Below are 18332 nucleotides of genomic sequence, written 5' to 3' on the forward strand. Positions count from 1 at the left end.
GTAGGAATTTTTCAAATCCGTTGTATTAAAAAAATGTGAAAAGCTTTTAAATCTTAAAGTAAATATCAGAATTATAAAACTTAAAAACCTTAATAACAGAATATTAAATAATAAAATTTTTATACTATTTTTTTCATTTATATTTGCAAAAAAAAGAAGTTATGAATAAAAATATGCATTGTGAGCTTTGTGAATTACAAAGTTTTGATTTTATAAATGGAATTACATGTTCTTTAACAAAAGAAAAAGCAACATTTAAAAATCGATGTTCTAAGATTCAATTTGGTGAAAAATTAGAAGAAAAAATTGTAGAAATTAATCAAGAATATGAAAATTTGAAATACATGAAAAAACATGCTTATTCAAATCTAATTTTTTATTCTTTGATTGGGATTGGTGTTTGGATTTTAAATTATTTTATCACAATTCGAATTTTTGAAGTTGGTGTCATTTCTACAATCTCGTTGTCTTTATTTTTAATTGGTGGAACTATTATCGGATATGGAACTGGAGCGTATAAATTTTATAATTCAAGTAGAAAAAGTATAATTCCTAAAAAAGAAAAGTTAGATAACATTTTGAAAATTTATCAAATCTCTTATTCATTTGTTTCAGAAATAAAAACCAATTTAATAGGAAGAAGGGAAACGGTGTCTGAATTAAATTTAAATGGAAAAAAAACGACTTTCTCAAATATGGAATAATATGGAAAAGATAACAATTCAATCTATTGTAGAAAAAGTACTTCAAAAAGAATATCGTAATAAAATTACTTTTTTAACTGGCGCTGGAATTTCTTCTGCAAGTGGAATTCCAACATATCGCGGATCTGATGGAATTTGGATAAAAGGAACAAAATTTCATAAACCAGAAGAATTTGGAACTTTTGAATATTTTTTAAAAAATCCAGAAGAAGTCTGGCAATTCACAATGTTTCGAAAGAAAATGTTTTTAGAAGCGAAGCCAAATAAAAATCATGAAATTTTAGTAGAATTAGAAAAAGAGCTTGGTGAAAGATTTCATTTAATAACACAAAATATCGATAATTTACATCGAAGAGCTGGAAGTGAAAATTTATTTGAAATTCATGGAAATAATCGTGAAATGAAATGTTCTAATGATTGTAAAGAAATAATCCCAATTCCTAAAGTTATTTCACCAAAAAATTTGGAGGAAGATATAACCTCTCAAGAAATTGCGCAATTAAAATGTAAAACTTGTGGAAGTTGGATGCGACCAAATTTACTTTGGTTTGATGAATATTATAATGAAAAAACACATAAAAAATATAGTGCTTTAAAAGTTGCTAAAAATACTGGTGTTCTGTTTGTATTAGGAACTTCTGGAGCTACAAATCTTCCTATGCAAATTGCTAGAAATGTCTTGAAATATGGAGGTTTTGTAATAGATATTAATTTAGAAAATAATCATTTCACCAAGCTTTTAGAAAACAAAAAGAATAAGCTAATCATTCGAGATAAAAGTGAAAATATTTTACCTGAAATATTGAAAATCATAAAAAAAGCTACTTATTAATTAAGTAGCTTTTTCATTTTTATTTTTTAATAAATTTCATTTTATGAATTCTATTGTCTTCTGTTTTTATTTCTAAAATATAAATTCCAAAATCTAATTTTCTTACATCAATTTTAGATTCTTTTTTATTCTCTCCTTTCACAACTAAAAGACCTTTTTGATCATATATTTCGTAGGAAAAATCATCATTTACACCTAGAACATTAATAAAATCAGTTGAAGGATTTGGAACAATTTTATTAAATTCTTTATTTTCATTTTCTTCAATATCCAAAGTACTAACACTAATTTTATAAATTTCTTCATTTGATGTAGCATTTGCCATATATAATTCATCATTAAGAATTACCATTCCAAGTGTATTTATATGTTTTTCATAAAAAAAATGAATTAATAAAGGATTTTCAAAATTGAGAGTCATATAATGTACATTTTCTCTTGTAGAAATCATCAATTGATTATATCGGAAAGTTAATCCATAAATATCACGTTGTAAAGGCACATTAGCAATTACTTGCTCCATTTCAGATGCTTCATCATTCAAATCAATTTTAAAAATTTCTTTACCTTGACTAAAATACAGTTCATTATCTCTAGAAGCCATAGCCAAAACTCTTGTTAAACCACTAATTACTGTTGTAATTTCATTGGTGTCAAGATTCATTTTCAAAATATTGTTATTTCCAGCAATGTATAGATAGTTTTCTTTTAACAATAAATCATATGATTCTTCAACAACTTCCGATACTAATTCAACTTCTGGGTTTTCTTGTGAAATATCAATTTTATATAAATGATCTTTTCCAAAATATAAATCATTTCCAACGATTTGAATACATCTAGGGTATTGTTGTAGAGTAGCTAAAACTGATAATTCTGCTTGACCACTTTCATCAAAAACAACTTCAGAGATTCTTCCTTTAATATAAACTCCACCATATTCACAAAGAAACATTCTTCCTTCGGGATTTAAAGTTAAATCTATTGGATGTCTTAAATCATCTAAAACATTTGTTCTTTGTGCTTTTAAGTTAAAACAACTAATTAGAATTAAAAGAGTAATAATTTTTTTCATATTATTTTTTTAGAATTTTTTTAAATAGTGTACTATTTCCTGATTTAATCATAATAGAATAAATTCCTGATTTCAAAGAATCAATATTAATTTCTTCTTGATTTGTATTTTTTCCTTTTAACAAAAGATGACCATTTATGTCAAAAATTTTATACGTAAAATCTTTTTCTATTCCTGATATAAAAATTTTATCTATGGATGGATTTGGATAAACACCTTTTATTAAAGTGTTATTTTTTTGAATATCTAGATTTTCAAGAGTAATTTTAAATACTTCCTGTACAGAGTTAATTTTTGATCTAGTCATGTATAATTCTTCATCCTTAACTAAAAAACAAACAGTATCATAATCTTCTTCATAAAAAAAAGTTGAAGATGGTGTATTTTCAAAATTCATATCATATTGAGTAATTTTCCCATATGTGATAAATGTTGAAGATTCTGGGAAAGTATGACTTGTAGCTGTTAGCAATTGATTATTTATAAAAATCATTGCATAAGGAGACTTTTCCATATCAGAAATAATTTCGAAGGGTTCAGGATTTTCTTCATTAATATCAATTCTCCAAATATTATTTTCCTGATTAAAATAAAGATATTCATCCTTTATCGCTAGAGAAAGGATACTAAAATTCAAATCTTCCAAAATATGCTCTAAAACAAGATTTTCTTGTGTCAAATCAATTTTACTTAACCTTCCTTCTTCTCCTAGATAAAGAATTCCATCATGAAATAATATATCTCTAGTATTCCAAGAATCTGAAATTAGTTCAGGAACTGGGTTTTGTTCCGTTATATTAATTCTATACAGTTTTGCATATAAAGGATAATATAAATAATCTCCTACCACGCAAATAGCACGTGGATAAACAATATCTGAAATAAAGACATGTTTGTCAACTGTTCCATCTTCATTAAAAATTAATTTTGAAATTTCACCCCTATCCACCGTATTTCCATATTCACATAAATAAATTTCACCTGTTTCACTCAAAGATAAATCGATTGGTCTATTCAAATTATCAACAACTGAAGTTTGTGCATACATATTTACTATAAATAATGCACATAGCAATTTAATATAAGATTTCATTTAGATTTTTTTTACAAATATATATTATTAATGTAAAAAAGCTACTTTTTCTCAATAGCTTTCTATCTTATATTATATTTTCAATATTCAATTAAAGATTTATGTAACGTTTTTCATTTCACATTGTAAATGAAGAAAATAGGTTTTCATGATGTAAAAAAGCAATTTTAAACTCTTTTTCTGTGATTAAAATAAAGTCTCCGCTATTAAAAAATGATTCATCGAAATCTCTTGGAAAAATTTCATGTACAAACTCATAAAACAAATTTGCTTTCACTTTAAATACTTTTCTTAAAGAGTAACATTTATCAATCAAAATATAAATTGATTCTTCTTCATTTAAATTTTGGTTCCCAATTAATAATTCTGCCAATTTTTCATCTCTTATTTCTTCATTTAAAAATGGAAATTCTTGGTCTTCATAAAACAATCTTATTAATTGGTCAATATTTGGTCCAAAAGGATAACCAGAAATTTCATAAAAATCATCATCTTTATAATTTTCATTTAAAACTTTCCAAACTTCTTCAAATGAAACTAATTCGTACTTTTTCATATAATTTAAATCTTCTTGATAAAATTTTCGTGGAAATATTCTTTGTAAGCTCTACCCAATGGAATTGCAACATTATTTCCTATAAAAATTTGATTTCCTGAAACTTTTTGTATACTTTGGATGTTTAGAATATACGACTTATGCACTTGACAAAATTGCTTCTTGTTTAATTTTTCTAGCCAAAACTTTAGTGGATATGACGTCAGGTGCTTTTTCGTATTTGTAAATATTTCCGTGTAGTCTGCTTCCGATTTTATATATTGAATTTCCTCAAAAAGAACTTTGATAAAATCATGTCCAGATTTGATAAAAATAAAATCATTTTCAGCTTGCGTTTTCACTCCCTTATTTTCTGCTTTTAAAATAGTTTCCGCTTTTGAAACTGCTTTCACAAATCGCTGAAATGAAAAAGGTTTTAACAAATAATCCACAACATTAAATTCATAGCCTTTCAGAGCATATTCAGAAAAAGCTGTTGTTAAAATGATTTGCGTATCTTTTTTTAAAATCTCTAAAAATTCCATCCCAGAAATTTTTGGTAAATGCACATCTAAAAAAATAATTTCTACATCATTTTCATTCAAAAAAGTCATCGCAGAAATCGCATCTGAAAAAGTTCCTGTCAATTCCAAATTTCCTAAATCAGCAATATATTTCTGTAAAATTCGCTGTGCAGGAGGTTGATCTTCTATGATAATACAACGTAAAGCCATTTTCTAAGAATTTAATTTGGTTAACTCTAATTCTAAATCTACTTTATAAAAATCAGAAGCGGAATCAATCTTTAATTTATGTTGATTCGGATACAATAAATTCAAACGTTTTTTCACATTTTCCAGACCAATTCCTCCAGAAATTGCTTCTGTATTTGAAGTTGCTAAAAAACTATTTTTACAACTAAAATGAAGCTTTCCTTCTGTATTTACAAAAAGTGAAATTTCGATAGAAATATTTTCAGATTGACTTGCTGTACTATGCTTAAAAGCATTTTCGATGAAAACATTTAGGATTAATGGAGCAATCTTAAAATCTGAATTTTCAATATCGATGTCAAAAGTGATATTTCCTCTATTTTCTATCTGTAATTTACTCAACTCTGTAAAGTTTTTCAGATGGTCAATTTCCTTTGTTAAAGAAACATAATCTTCTCTACAATCATACAACATATAACGCAACACAGAAGAAAGCTCTAGAATGATGGTTGGGGTTTTGGGAGAATTTTCTATCGCATAAGCGTATAGATTATTTAAATTATTAAATAAAAAATGTGGATTTATTTGCGATTTTAAATACTGTAATTCACTTTCTTTCACCAAAGATTGTAACTCTTCTAATTGCTTTTGTTTCTCAATAGAATCATAAGCAAATTTTGCTCCTACAAAAATTGCTAAAATTGGTACGATTTCAATGATATTATAAAGAATTCCATGAAAATATTTACCTCTTGTATCTGGAAAATAAATGACTTCTAAAACTCCTTCTTCCATTAAAGCTGAAAAAATAAAAAGAATCGTTGCGCCTACAAAAAAGTGTATATATTTTTTATGGTAAAAATATTTAGGCAACAAAAAATAGTTAGTGATATAAGCAATCACAGCATAATTCATGAAGAAAACCAGTTTATAAAACTGAAAATGCGGATTTTTCTTATCAAAAGAAAAAAATAAAAACAGTAAAATAAAAATTATTGTTTGGTAAATAATTTCCTTTACTGTTTTTGATTTATTTATAAAACGTCGTGACTTCATATTACAAAAATACGCTTTATCAAGGGATTAGAAACAAAAAACCGTTGAACAGCATTTTTAAACATGAAAACAACATTTTTCGATGTATAAACTGTTTTTAGCTTAATTCTGAATATTCACGCTTAAGCTTACGAGATAAAATATTTTTTAGAATGTAATATGCGATAATTGCAAATACAATTCCTGTAACAATTCCGCCAACAATCAACGAAATATATACTTCAGAGCCTGCTTTAAAAATAGTAGAAATAAAATGTATATCTAATTTTTCAGGAAATGTAAAACCAGATTCAATTCCTAAAATTTTCTTTCCTAGCCAATAATTAAAAGAAAAAATAAATAATCCTGTAACTAAATTTGTATTAAAAACCGCAACACAAGCTGCTTTTTTATTTAATTTAAAGAGAGATGCAAAAGCTAGAGAAACTAAAACTTGAAAACCTGGAATTGGCATCATTCCGATAAAAGAACCCATGGCAAATCCTTTCGCTATTTTCTCTGGATGATCTTCAATTTTAAAAATGCTTTTAAAAAGTTTAATGGGGTTTTTCATTATGATTTTAAGAGATTTTGGAGATTTACGAATGAATTAATTAGTTTTTTCTGAATAATTGGATCTTTGATAAATCGAGGAATTTTGGAATTTGAAATAGAAACAACCGAAAATTCTACCATAAATTGATCTGAATTCATCGGAATAACTTCCCATTTTGATAAATAGAATTTTTCTCGCTTAACATCTTCTAAACTTGGAATATATTTAGGTTTTGCATAAGAAGTAATAATCAAATTATCATCTACCATTTTTGCATCATATTCTGCTACCAAATCTTGTTGCGAAAATGGATGTGGAATTTTATAAACATAATGTGAAACCCAAACAGAATCTGAAGATTTTAATACTTTCACTTCTTTCATATTGACATTCCATTCCAAAATTTGTTTCGGATTTTTCAAGTTTTCATAGATTTTAGAAAGTGTTCCATCTACAAAAAATTCCGCTTTCATTTCACGAACTTCTAACGTATCACTAAATTTTAATTTTCGATATTTTAAAGTAATTCCTTTACGTTTTTTTGCTACTTCCCATTTACTTTTGGATGCTAATTCTGTAAATTGTTTTAAGTCTGTAAAAGAATGTAGCATGCCTGTTTGCGCTTCTACATTTAAAGCTAAAATGCAGAAAACAATACAAAATATTTTTTTCATAAATAGTATTTTAAGATTTAGACTTTTCAAAAAATTGAATAGCATCTTGAATTGCATTTTCAATTGGTTGATACTGCAAATTCAATGCTTCCTTTGATTTTTGATTGGAATAAAAATTCTCGATACAAAGTGATTTCATATTCACAGAACTTATTCCTGTTTTCACTTTAAAAAAGCGTAAAACATTTCCAAAATAACCAACGAACATCAAAATTCCTTTTGGAACTTGAATCATTATTGGGTGTTGATTTGTAATGCTATTTAGTTTTTGAAAAAATTGTTTATAGGTAAGATTTTCATTTGCTAAAAGATATTTTTCACCAGAAACTCCATGTTCTAAAACTTGAATAATTCCGTTTGCGACATCTTTCACATGTACAAAATTCTTACCTCCAGAAGGATAAAATAGTACTTTCTTTTTCCAACCCATTAAAATAATCTGACCTGAACTTGGTTTTGTATCATAACTTCCAAGCATAAAAGTTGGATTTACAATAATTGTCTCTATTTTATCTTTATTCTCTAACAAGCGATTTTCGGCTTCTTTTTTACTTTTTGCATAAAAGGATTTTGTAAAAGGAAATTTCATCTGTTGTTTTTCTGTTCCATCTAATCCTTTTGTTCCGAAACCTAATGTATTCGCCGTACTTACAAACACAAATTTTTGCACTTTTGCCTTAATTGCAGCATGAAATAATTGAATTGTAGCATTTGTGTTGATTTCCCAGTAATTTTCATAAGAAGACAAATTCATATCTGTTACAGCAGCAATATGAATTACAGCATCTATATCTTTTAAAATCTCTGTAAAATCATCAAATAAAGTTCCTTCTACTAATTCTAAATTTGAATGTAATTTTCCTTTGTACTTCTTTTTATTTCTAAGAAAACCTTTTACTTCAAATCCTTTTTCCAGTAATTCATGAACCAAATTTGTTCCTAACAATCCGTTTATTCCTGTTACAAAAATCTTACGCATTTCCTACTTCTCTTTTTAAAATTCTTGTCATAATTGGCACTTTAATTCTACTTGGAAGTAAAATTGTCAATAACCACATCAATGGATTTACCACAATTAATCGTTCTTTTTTCATCAATTTCTGAATGGAATATTTAGCGACTTTTTGTGGTTCTAACAATGTTATTTTCCCAAAAAAACCTTGTTTTTCTGTTCTAAAAGTAACATCTGGATTGGTTTTCATCGCTCCAGGATTTACTACACTAACCGAAACAGATGTATCTTTTAATTCGGAAGCTAAACCAAGAGAAAAAGAATGAATAAACGATTTTGAAGCAGGATAAACTGTTTTATAACCAATTGGTGTATGCGCTGCCATACTTGAAACATTTAAAATATAAGCATTGCTTTGTTTCATTAAATTTGGCAACAATTGATGTGTTAAAATAGAAGTTGCTTTTACATTTACTTGGATGATATTATTGATATAGTTTACATCCACTTCATCAAAATTTCTAGTTCCTCCTATTCCAGCGTTATTAATTAAAATATGAATTTCATAATTTGCATTTAACCAATTTGTCAATTCAATTAAATTAGCATCACAAGATAAATCTGTTTCAAAATAATCTGTTTTCACATTATATTTTTCAGAAATTTCATCCGAAAATTCTTCTAAATTTTGATTTGGTAAACTAACAAGTATGAGATTGTTTTTTCGCTTAGCGAGTTCAATGCAAAACTCTTTTCCCAAGCCTTGACTTGCTCCAGTTACAACTGCATATTTCTCATTCAATGGAGTTTTCATTTTATTCGATTTAAAATTCAAACACAAAATTATCGTCAAACTCAAGGAAAATTATCCCATATTATAAAGTTAAACATAATTCATAAAGAATTAAAAATCAAATAGTTATAATTTATTTAAGTATAAAATTATAATCCTGAACGCTCTTTTTTAAACTCGCTCGGAGTTTTTCCAGTAATTTTTTTAAAAGTTGTATTAAAAGATGATTTTGAATTAAATCCAGATTCAAATGCAATTCCTAACATGGATAATTTGTCTGATTCTTTTTCTTGCAATAAAACTTTTGCTTTTTCAACACGATATTTATTAATGAATTGTGAGAAGTTTTGATTAAATCCATTGTTGATTATATAAGATAATTGATGTGAAGTTACTTCCAGTTGTTCTGACAAAATGATTAAGTTGATTTCACTATCTAAATAAAGCTCTTTTTCCAGCATTAAAGTATTTAATTTCGATTTTAAATTCACTAATTTTTCATCTGAAATTAATTGTTTTTTAGCATGACTTTGTATTGGAGCTTCCTGAATTATTTCAATTTCTTCTTTCTGTTTTTCATTAATTGGGAAGATTTCTTTTTGTTTTAAAATATAATAAGCAATAAAATAAATGGTAAAAATAACAATCAAATTCATCCAAATATTTAAAGGAAAATTATAAAATAGAATATTAAAAATTGTCATAGAAAATACCAAAAATAAAGAAACAATAATGACTTTTTCTAACCAATCTAAATTAACTTCTGTTGTATTTGATGAAAAAAGTTGAATTTGCTTTTTGTGTTTTCGAATTCTCAAATAAGAAATAGTGATATAAATAATTCCTTGAATTAAAACCAAACTAAGCTGAATCCAGTCATCATCAAAAGCTTTCAAATAATCAAATATCAATAATGAATAATAAATAATTGGTAATGGGATAAAAATTAAACTCTTTTTGGTAAACTTATAATTCGGATTTGTAAAATGCAGAATTCCAATATAAAAGAAAGTTGGTAAAAGAAATTGTGGGAATTTTAAAATGAAAGCTAAAAGTTCAGAAATTGGTTTTTGTGTTAGAGCAAAATAAATTTGATCCACCCAATAAGAAGCCCAAAGAAGCATGAATATACCAATATAAAAATTTGCTTTTTTGTTAATTTTCAACGGATTTGTTAGCAATAAAAATGATAGTAATGCTAAAGAACCGAAAATTAAAATATCTAAAATATAAACAATCATTTATTAAAAATTTCTTTTATAAAACACTTTAAAGCAAAGATAAACTTTAGTATTTATCAAATTTCACTTTAATTCATATTTCTTTTCAAACGTTAAAAAAACTCTTAAAAATCACTTGTAAACACCTAAAAACCAAATCATTTAAGATTATATAACTTAATTTTGCAAAAGATTCACTTTATCTTTTGGAATTATGGAAACACCCATAGAAGTACAGTCGGAAATTGGAAGATTACGAAGAATTTTAATACATAGTCCAGACGGAGGAATCGGAAAAATTACACCTAAAAAAGCACAAGAACTTTTATATGAGGATATTGTTGATTTGAAGAAAATGCAACAAGAATATGACGAATATTTAAAAGTTTTATTGATTTTTCTTGATTCTGAGAAAATTACTCCAGAAATAATTTCTTCTATAAATAAAGATTATTTTGAAAATAATCGTCCGAATTATTTTAAACCAAATCATCCAGAATATTACAATTCAGAATTTGTAATTGATACACAAACTATTTTAAAAAATGTCTTAGAAAATAAAGAAACCAGACGCGAATTGGTAAAAGCAATTTGTGTATATGAAAATGTGCTTTATTTAAAGGATTATTTACTAAAAATAAAAGATACTTCAAAGTTGACAAAAGCTTTAATTACTGGTTATCATGAAGAAAAATATCTTTTTCCTGCGATTCCAAATTTTATTTTTACTCGAGATATTTGTATAACTATTGGAAAAAATTTATTGATTAGTAAAACCATGTTTAAAGCTCGTGGAAGAGAAAGTATTTTTGCAAAATTTATTGGAAAAGAATTGTTTGGTTCTAAGAAACCATTGATTTTCATTCATGAAAATGATAATTTTACTTTACTTACCAAAAAAGAACAGAAAGAAGCAAAAGTTTGCATTGAAGGAGGAGATGTGTTGATGATTCATAAAAATCATTTGATTGTCGGTTGTAGTGAGCGTACGACTTCACATGCAATTCATGCATTAATTGACACTTTATTTTATCAAAGGAAAACAGATGTTCAGAAAGTTTCTGTAATTCAAATTCCGAATAAACGTAATTGTATGCATATTGATACTATTTTTTCGCAAGTAAAAAGAAATCTTTGGCTTTTATACCAACCACTTTGTGCTCCAGAAATAGAATTGGATGAAATTAAAAGAGATTTAATTCCTAAAACAAAAGAAAAGAAAGTATTGGTAAAACAATATAAAAACTGCGAAGAAGGTGTAATTGTTGAAGAATTTGAATCGATAAAAGAATTATGTAAAAATATCAGTAAAGAAGATTTTGGTTGCACGGAAGAAATTGATTTTATTTATAGTGGAGGAAAAAAATTCCCATTTGATGAAAGAGAGCAATGGACAGACTCTTGCAATTTATTAGCATTAAAAGAAGGTGTTGTAATTGGTTATGATAGAAATGAAAAAACATTAGAAGAATTTAGAAAAAAAGGATTTTCAGTTCGAAAATCAACAGAAATCATAGAAGATTTTCTTACAGGAAAGTTTAATCCAGAAACAGTAGAAAATTTATTTATTACAATTCCATCCTCTGAACTTTCCAGAGCCAGAGGAGGAACACATTGTATGAGTATGCCTCTTTTACGAGAACATTTTTAATAATTTACAGGTTTTTGATTTAAAATATCTCGGTGAATTTCTCCTGGGTAAATCACTCGAATTGGAATTTTAATTTGATATTTTTTACAGAGTTCTAAGATATTTTTATCAATATCTTCTTTATAATATCTTGAAGAAAAATGACACAAAATCAATTGTTCAATTTCAATTTCAGAAACCATTTTTAAAACTTCATCCAATTTACTATGCTTATTTTCTTTGTTAATTTTAATATCATCGAAATTTTCTAAAAAAGTAGCTTCATGAATTAAAATTTTCGAGCCATTCCATTTTTCATAATCATCTACAGGTGTATCACCTGAATAAGAAAGAATATTCGTTTCAATAGTTTTCACAAGATTTTCTTTTCCTTTTTTTTGAAATAAATTTTGCAATGTTTTTTTATCTAAATCAACATATTCTTTCTTTAATTTTTCCTTTGTTTCATAGAGTTTATAACTCAAACTTTTCGAAATTTCTGGAGCAGCTTTGATGTGTTCATTTCGAATTGCTTTTACATAAAAATCCTTGCGAACAGGAATTTCACTTAAATTTTCAATCGGATTCCATTCAACAAAATTATTTTGCACATCGAATTTTCTCTGAAAATCTCGCATATATGGAAAAGAACCACAATCTTTAGGATAATAAATTTTTGGATAACCTTCTCTTGCGCTTAATGGATTCAATTGAAATAATCCCATAATATGATCTCGATCTGGATGTGTAATAAAAGCTTGTTTAATTTTTCTCGTTTTTTGCAATAAACCAGAACTAACACCATCACCAGCATCTAATAAAATTCCTAATTCTTCGATAAAAATCCATGTAGAAAATAAGCCTGTAGAATAGGCTGTAATTGTCAAATTCATTTTTTTCTTCAAAGCTATAAATTTTTCAATAAAATTAGAATTTCGATGTTCACCCAACTTTTTTGGTCGTTTATCGATTCTTTTTTCTGGTTATTTCAAAAAAAATGACTTTTGAATATAATTTTATAAAACAGGTAGAATGAATCGATTTGTAACACATATGTTATTTTTCGTTTTTGTGATTTTCGGAATACAGCAAAGTATCGCACAAAAAGGAAATATTCAAATTGTAGGAAAAGTTGTCGAAGAAGCAAACCAAGAGCCAATTGCTTTTGCTACAATTATCGTGAAAGATAAAACAACAAATGAAAACATTACAGGAACAACAACCTCTGATGATGGAACTTTTGAAATACTTAGTAACAATCCCAATTTTTATATTGAAATAAGTTTTATGGGGTTTACTACAAAAACAATCAAAAATTATTCAACTAATAATAAGCAAGCAGATTTAGGTAAAATTGTTTTAAAAGCTGATGTAGAAACGTTAGAAGATGTAACAATTATTGCAGAAAAATCGCAAACAGAATTTAAATTAGATAAAAAAGTTTTCAATGTTGGAAAAGATTTGATCAGTTCTGGAGCCAGCGCGATGGAAGTTTTAAATAATGTTCCTTCGGTAAATGTTAGTATTGAAGGAGACATAAGTTTAAGAGGAAGTCAAGGTGTTCAAATTTTGATAAATGGAAAACCTTCTGTTTTGACAAATGGAGATAGTAATGCTTTAGGAACGATTACAGCAGATATGATTGAAAAAGTGGAAGTAATTACAAATCCATCAGCAAAATACAATGCAGAAGGAACTTCAGGAATTATCAATTTAATCTTAAAAAAGGAAGAAAAACAAGGTTTAAATGGATCTGTAACTTTAAATACAGGTTCGCCAAATAATCATAGTGTTGGATTAAGTTTAAACAAAAGAACAGAAAAATTCAATATTTTCAGTCAGTTTGGAATTGGAAGAAGAACTTTCCCTTTTGAATCAGAAAGAACAAACGCAACAGCAACAGAAAGATTATTTATCGATGGTGAAGGTGATAAAAATGAAAAATTTTACAATGTTGTTTTAGGAACAGATTATCATATCAATGAAAATAATGTGATTACTTTATCGGGAAATTTTGCATTTGAAGATGAGAGTGAAAATTCTGATTTTACTTATTATAATTACCTTTCAAATATTTTAGACGAAACATCATATCGTTTTGAAAATACAACAGCAACCAATCCAAAGTGGCAATACGATTTACAGTATAAAAAAGACTTTGAAGATCATAAAGAACATTCACTTTTATTGAGTGCAACAGGTTCTTTCTTTGGAAAAGATAAAGAGTCATTATTTGAAGATTTATATGCAGATTCAAGTACAGATTTACAAAAAACTAGAACTGATTTTAAAGAAGCTGAATATTCTTTTAAACTAGATTATACACATCCATTTTTGGAAAAAAACAAATTTGAAACTGGTTTTCAATATGATATGAATGATGTTTCGAATGATTATGCAGTTTCTAATTTAGAAAATGGAGAATTTATTATTGATCCAAATTTTACAAACATTTTTGATTATGATCAAAAAGTTTTAGGAGTTTATGGAACAACTTCTTATGAGGGTAAAAAATGGGGAATTATGTTAGGACTTCGTTTGGAAGACACGAATGTGAAAACATTATTGAAAAACACAAACGAATCGAATGATCAAAAGTATACAAATCTTTTCCCAAGCTTACATTCTTCTTTTAAGTTTAATGATGATTTTTCTGTACAAGCTGGATATTCTAGAAGAATTCGTAGACCAAATCTTTGGAATTTAAATCCGTTTACTTCTTTTAGAGATAAATATAATATTTCAACAGGAAACCCAAATTTAGAACCAGAATTTACAGATTCTTATGAGTTTACAGCAATTTACAAGTTTCATAAAGGAAATGTAAATCTTGGAGTTTATCATTTATACACAACAGATGTAATGGAAAGAATCAGTACAACAGATGGATTGGTATTCATTTCACAGCCAGAAAATATTGGAACAAATGGAGCAACTGGATTGGAATTAAATTTAAAATACAATCCTTTCAGATGGTTTACATTCACAGGGAACTTTAATTATAATTATTTTGATAGAAAAGGACAATATGAAGACACATCTTTTGATTTTACAGGAGATCGTTTTACAACAAGGGTAACAGGAAAATTTAAACTTCCAGCTTCTGTTGATTTAGAACTTAGTGGAGATTACAGATCAAAATATCAGACAATTCAAGGAGAGAATGAGGATAATATGTTTGCCAACGTCGGATTACGTAAAAAAATACTAAAAGGACGAATGGTGTTAAATTTAAGTGTACGTGATTTATTTGCTTCAAGAACATTTGATTTTACAAGAGATATTAATGGAACAACTGTTACTAGCACTTACCAAAGAGGAAGGTTTGTAACATTCGGAGTTAGCTTCGGGTTTGGTAAAGGAGAAGCAATGGAATTCTCAGGGCACAAAAGGTTTTAAAAAGAATACGCTTATAAAAAATAAGCGTATTTTTAAAAAGTAATTTTTGTTATTTAGAAAAAAATATTTATATTTGTAACCGGTAGGAGCCCTCCTACCCTCTTTTTCATAGCAATTTTTCCCCGCTCATTAGAGTGGGGTTTTCTTTTTTATAAACTTTCTTATTTTTAAAAAACCTGTAATTTTAGTTTAAAACCTCTTCTTTAAAATTCCAAAATGTTAAAATTCAACTTTTCTTTCTTTTTTGTAATTTGATTTTATTTTTTTTAAATTTTAATTTTCTTTATTCCTAAATAAATACACTTTTGATTATCAATAAGTTTTAAATTATTATTACAAAAGTCTAACAGTAATTAAGTACTTTGCTAATTATTTCTAAAGCTTCACATAATGTTAAATTTTATTTTTTTCTGTTAAAATCCATTTTATTTAAAAAAAAGCATTTATATTTGTCGTCAGGTAGGAGCCCTCCTACCCTCTTTTTCATAGCAATTTTTCCCCACACAAGTGGGGTTTTCTTTTTTATAGACTTTCCTATTTTAAAAGACTAATTCATCTTCTTTTGTTAAAATTTTGTTTTAACTATCATTATTTCAGATTTACTTCTAATTTTGCGCGAAATTATAGAAAATGGATATAGATATGACGTATGTAGAAATGGTAGGATATTTGGCCTCTATTTTTTTAATCATTGCTTTTACTCTTAAAAATATGCGTTCTTTGCGTATTGTGAATACTTTAGGTTGTTTTACATTTATAGTTTATGGAGTTCTTCTTGATATTGCTTGGCCTATTGTAATAACTAACGGTTTTATTTTTATTACTAATTTATACTATTTATTTCTGAAAAAAGAGTAGATTCGTAGCCTTATTTATGAATCAAAACAAATAATTTTTGAAAAAAGTTGTAATATCAGTAATCAATGATTTAGTTACAGATCAACGAGTAGAAAAAGTAGCAAATACGCTTTTTCAAAATGATTATGATGTTTTATTGATAGGGAGAAAATTACCAAATAGTCTTCCTATCAATAGAAGTTACAAAACACATCGAATGCGACTTTTTTTTCAAAAAGGAAAATTATTTTATTTAGAATATAATATCCGATTATTTTGGAAGCTTCTTTTCACTAAAAAAGATATTCTACTTTCTAATGATCTTGATACTATTTTAGGTAATTATCTCGTTTCCAAAATTTCGAATACAACTTTAGTTTATGATAGTCATGAATTGTTCACAGAAGTGCCAGAATTAATTCATAGACCTAAGTCAAAGGCTATTTGGGAATCCTTGGAAAAAGCTATTTTACCAAAAATAAAGCATTCTTATACAGTTTGTAATTCGATTGCTGATTTTTATAATAAAAAGTATAATTCCAATTTTAAAGTCATTCGAAATGTTCCTCTTTTAAATCCAAAAACAGAAGAATATACAAATGACGAATTAGATTTAAACAATAAAAAAGTAATTATTTATCAAGGTGCTATTAATGTAGGACGAGGAATAGAACTTATGATAGAAATGATGGATTTTCTTCCATCAAATTATATTTTATTAATCGCTGGAGATGGCGATATTATGAACAAAATTCAATCTATTGTTCAAGAAAAAAAACTACAAAATCGTATTAAAGTTTTAGGAAAAATTACTCCTAAAAAACTCAAAACTCTAACACAAAAAGCTCACATCGGTCTTAGCTTTGAAGAAGACTTAGGAATGAGCTATAAATTTGCGTTGCCTAACAAACTTTTTGATTATATTCACGCAGAAATTCCAGTTCTTGTTTCCAACTTACCAGAAATGGCAAATATTGTTAAAAAGTATGATATCGGTGAGATTATAAAAAAACGAGATTCTGAAACAATAGCAAAACAAATTATGAGTTTTGAAATTAGGTCTTTTACACAACAATTACAAAAGGCAAAAAAAGATCTAAACTGGAATCATGAATCAACCAAATTATTAACTATTTTTAATGAAATCTAAAAAATTACAACTCAATATCATTTCTTTTGATGTTCCATACCCTGCGAATTATGGAGGTGTAATTGATGTTTTTTACAAACTCAAAGCACTTTCCGAAATTGGAGTTGAGATTTTTTTACATACTTTTGAATATGGTAGAGGTCAACAAAAAGAACTAGAAAAATATTGTAAAAAAGTATTTTATTATCCTAGAAATAACTCTCTATCCAAACTTATCTCACGAAAACCTTTTCTTATACAATCTAGATATAGCGATGATCTTATAAAAAATATTAAAACGAATGAAGCACCAATACTTTTTGAAGGTTTACACACAACAGCACCACTTTTAGAACATTTTTCGGATAGAATTACGCTGATTAGAGCACATAATATCGAACATAATTATTACAATGGTTTGTATAAAAGTGAAACGAATAAATTGAAGAAATACTTCTTTTTATTGGAATCATTTCGACTAAAAAATTATGAAGATATATTGTCTAAAACGGATTATGTTTTAAGCATTTCACCTTTTGAACATAATTATTTTAATCAGAAATTTAATTCTGTAAGATATATTCCTGTATTTCATAAACACAATCAAATGAAATATAAAGGATGTAGTGAAAAATTTGCTTTATATCATGGCGATTTAAGAGTAGCAGATAATAAGCGAGCTGCGCAATTTGCAATAGATATTTTTTCTAAAATTAAATATCCTCTAAAAATTGTTAGTAGTCATCAAAATAAAAAATTAATGGAACTTGCTGATAAATATGAAAATATTTCTTTTATTCAAATTAAAACACAGCAAGAATTGGATGATTATATCCAAAGCGCTCACATCAATATTTTACCAACTTTTCAAAAAACTGGAATCAAATTAAAATTGATTAATGTTCTCTTTTCTGGTCGGTTTGCAATTGTAAATGATGAAATGATTTCTGATACAGGTTTAGAATCTTTATGTCATATAGCAAACTCAAAAGAAGAGTTTAGAAAAAAAGTAATGGAACTAGCCAAAAAAGAATTTACAGAAGAAGAATTCAAACAAAGACAAGAAGGATTGAGAGTATTTAATACGCAACAAAATGCGCTTCAAATAAAAGAATTAATAGTTTCCAAAAAAAATAAAAGTGTCCTTTCATAGGA

The 18332-nt window shown here is 26.7% G+C and carries 18 protein-coding genes; 7 read left to right on the forward strand and 11 right to left on the reverse strand.

The features are described 5' to 3' along the window. Window positions 1-161: 161 nt before the first annotated feature. Both I1A51_RS01830 and I1A51_RS01835 read left to right on the forward strand, forming a co-directional pair. Window positions 162-704: a hypothetical protein gene (locus I1A51_RS01830; protein ID WP_196890670.1), complete on the forward strand. Its 543-nt coding sequence runs from the start codon at window positions 162-164 to the stop codon at window positions 702-704. Window position 705: 1 nt separating this feature from the next. Further along, complete coding sequence (locus I1A51_RS01835; RefSeq protein WP_196890671.1) at window positions 706-1536, forward strand: SIR2 family NAD-dependent protein deacylase; 831 nt, start codon at window positions 706-708, stop codon at window positions 1534-1536. Window positions 1537-1555: 19 nt separating this feature from the next. Here I1A51_RS01835 and I1A51_RS01840 read toward each other — a convergent pair whose 3' ends face one another. The 10 genes from I1A51_RS01840 to I1A51_RS01885 form a co-directional block, all read right to left on the reverse strand. Then, window positions 1556-2611, reverse strand: a complete 1056-nt coding sequence (locus I1A51_RS01840) for a T9SS type A sorting domain-containing protein (protein ID WP_196890672.1) — start codon at window positions 2609-2611, stop codon at window positions 1556-1558. 1 nt (window position 2612) lies between these two features. After that, window positions 2613-3704 (reverse strand): T9SS type A sorting domain-containing protein, encoded by a 1092-nt coding sequence (locus tag I1A51_RS01845; protein ID WP_196890673.1) that lies wholly within the window; start codon window positions 3702-3704, stop codon window positions 2613-2615. A 118-nt stretch (window positions 3705-3822) separates the two neighbouring features. Beyond that, a complete protein-coding gene (locus I1A51_RS01850) occupies window positions 3823-4260 on the reverse strand; it encodes a hypothetical protein (RefSeq protein ID WP_196890674.1) in 438 nt (145 codons plus the stop codon). A gap of 5 nt (window positions 4261-4265) precedes the next feature. After that, window positions 4266-4973: a LytR/AlgR family response regulator transcription factor gene (locus I1A51_RS01855; RefSeq protein ID WP_196890675.1), complete on the reverse strand. Its 708-nt coding sequence runs from the start codon at window positions 4971-4973 to the stop codon at window positions 4266-4268. A 3-nt stretch (window positions 4974-4976) separates the two neighbouring features. Next, a complete protein-coding gene (locus I1A51_RS01860) occupies window positions 4977-5867 on the reverse strand; it encodes a sensor histidine kinase (protein ID WP_231373932.1) in 891 nt (296 codons plus the stop codon). A 238-nt stretch (window positions 5868-6105) separates the two neighbouring features. Beyond that, on the reverse strand, window positions 6106-6561 hold the full coding sequence (locus tag I1A51_RS01865) for a DUF2062 domain-containing protein (RefSeq protein ID WP_196890677.1): 456 nt from the start codon (window positions 6559-6561) through the stop codon (window positions 6106-6108). Further along, window positions 6561-7217: an SRPBCC family protein gene (locus I1A51_RS01870; RefSeq protein WP_196890678.1), complete on the reverse strand. Its 657-nt coding sequence runs from the start codon at window positions 7215-7217 to the stop codon at window positions 6561-6563. Before I1A51_RS01870 ends, I1A51_RS01865 begins: the two co-directional genes overlap by 1 nt. Before the next feature lie 10 nt (window positions 7218-7227). Next, complete coding sequence (locus I1A51_RS01875; RefSeq protein ID WP_196890679.1) at window positions 7228-8196, reverse strand: NAD-dependent epimerase/dehydratase family protein; 969 nt, start codon at window positions 8194-8196, stop codon at window positions 7228-7230. After that, window positions 8189-8983, reverse strand: a complete 795-nt coding sequence (locus I1A51_RS01880) for an SDR family NAD(P)-dependent oxidoreductase (protein ID WP_231373933.1) — start codon at window positions 8981-8983, stop codon at window positions 8189-8191. The genes I1A51_RS01875 and I1A51_RS01880 overlap by 8 nt, the downstream gene beginning before the upstream one ends. A gap of 128 nt (window positions 8984-9111) precedes the next feature. Then, window positions 9112-10203: a helix-turn-helix domain-containing protein gene (locus I1A51_RS01885; RefSeq protein ID WP_196890680.1), complete on the reverse strand. Its 1092-nt coding sequence runs from the start codon at window positions 10201-10203 to the stop codon at window positions 9112-9114. 193 nt (window positions 10204-10396) lie between these two features. On the opposite strand from I1A51_RS01885, the gene I1A51_RS01890 reads away from it, so the two are divergent. After that, window positions 10397-11833 (forward strand): arginine deiminase family protein, encoded by a 1437-nt coding sequence (locus I1A51_RS01890; RefSeq protein WP_196890681.1) that lies wholly within the window; start codon window positions 10397-10399, stop codon window positions 11831-11833. Here the strand turns inward: I1A51_RS01890 and I1A51_RS01895 are convergent. Further along, window positions 11830-12705: an MBL fold metallo-hydrolase gene (locus I1A51_RS01895; RefSeq protein WP_196890682.1), complete on the reverse strand. Its 876-nt coding sequence runs from the start codon at window positions 12703-12705 to the stop codon at window positions 11830-11832. The two genes, I1A51_RS01890 and I1A51_RS01895, sit on opposite strands and share 4 nt — an antisense overlap. A 139-nt stretch (window positions 12706-12844) precedes the next feature. Between I1A51_RS01895 and I1A51_RS01900 the strand changes: the two genes are divergently transcribed. From I1A51_RS01900 to I1A51_RS01915, 4 genes are all read left to right on the forward strand, one after another. Then, a complete protein-coding gene (locus tag I1A51_RS01900; RefSeq protein WP_196890683.1) occupies window positions 12845-15211 on the forward strand; it encodes an outer membrane beta-barrel family protein in 2367 nt (788 codons plus the stop codon). A gap of 630 nt (window positions 15212-15841) precedes the next feature. After that, window positions 15842-16069 (forward strand): uroporphyrinogen decarboxylase, encoded by a 228-nt coding sequence (locus I1A51_RS01905; RefSeq protein WP_196890684.1) that lies wholly within the window; start codon window positions 15842-15844, stop codon window positions 16067-16069. A 37-nt stretch (window positions 16070-16106) separates the two neighbouring features. Further along, window positions 16107-17198, forward strand: coding sequence for a glycosyltransferase (locus I1A51_RS01910; protein ID WP_196890685.1), 1092 nt, complete (start codon window positions 16107-16109; stop codon window positions 17196-17198). Continuing rightward, window positions 17188-18330 (forward strand): glycosyltransferase, encoded by a 1143-nt coding sequence (locus I1A51_RS01915; protein ID WP_196890686.1) that lies wholly within the window; start codon window positions 17188-17190, stop codon window positions 18328-18330. Before I1A51_RS01910 ends, I1A51_RS01915 begins: the two co-directional genes overlap by 11 nt. The last annotated feature ends 2 nt before the right edge of the window (window positions 18331-18332 follow it).

The sequence above is a fragment of the Aureivirga marina genome (genome assembly GCF_015767265.1).
In the GTDB taxonomy this organism is placed as follows: domain Bacteria; phylum Bacteroidota; class Bacteroidia; order Flavobacteriales; family Flavobacteriaceae; genus Aureivirga; species Aureivirga marina.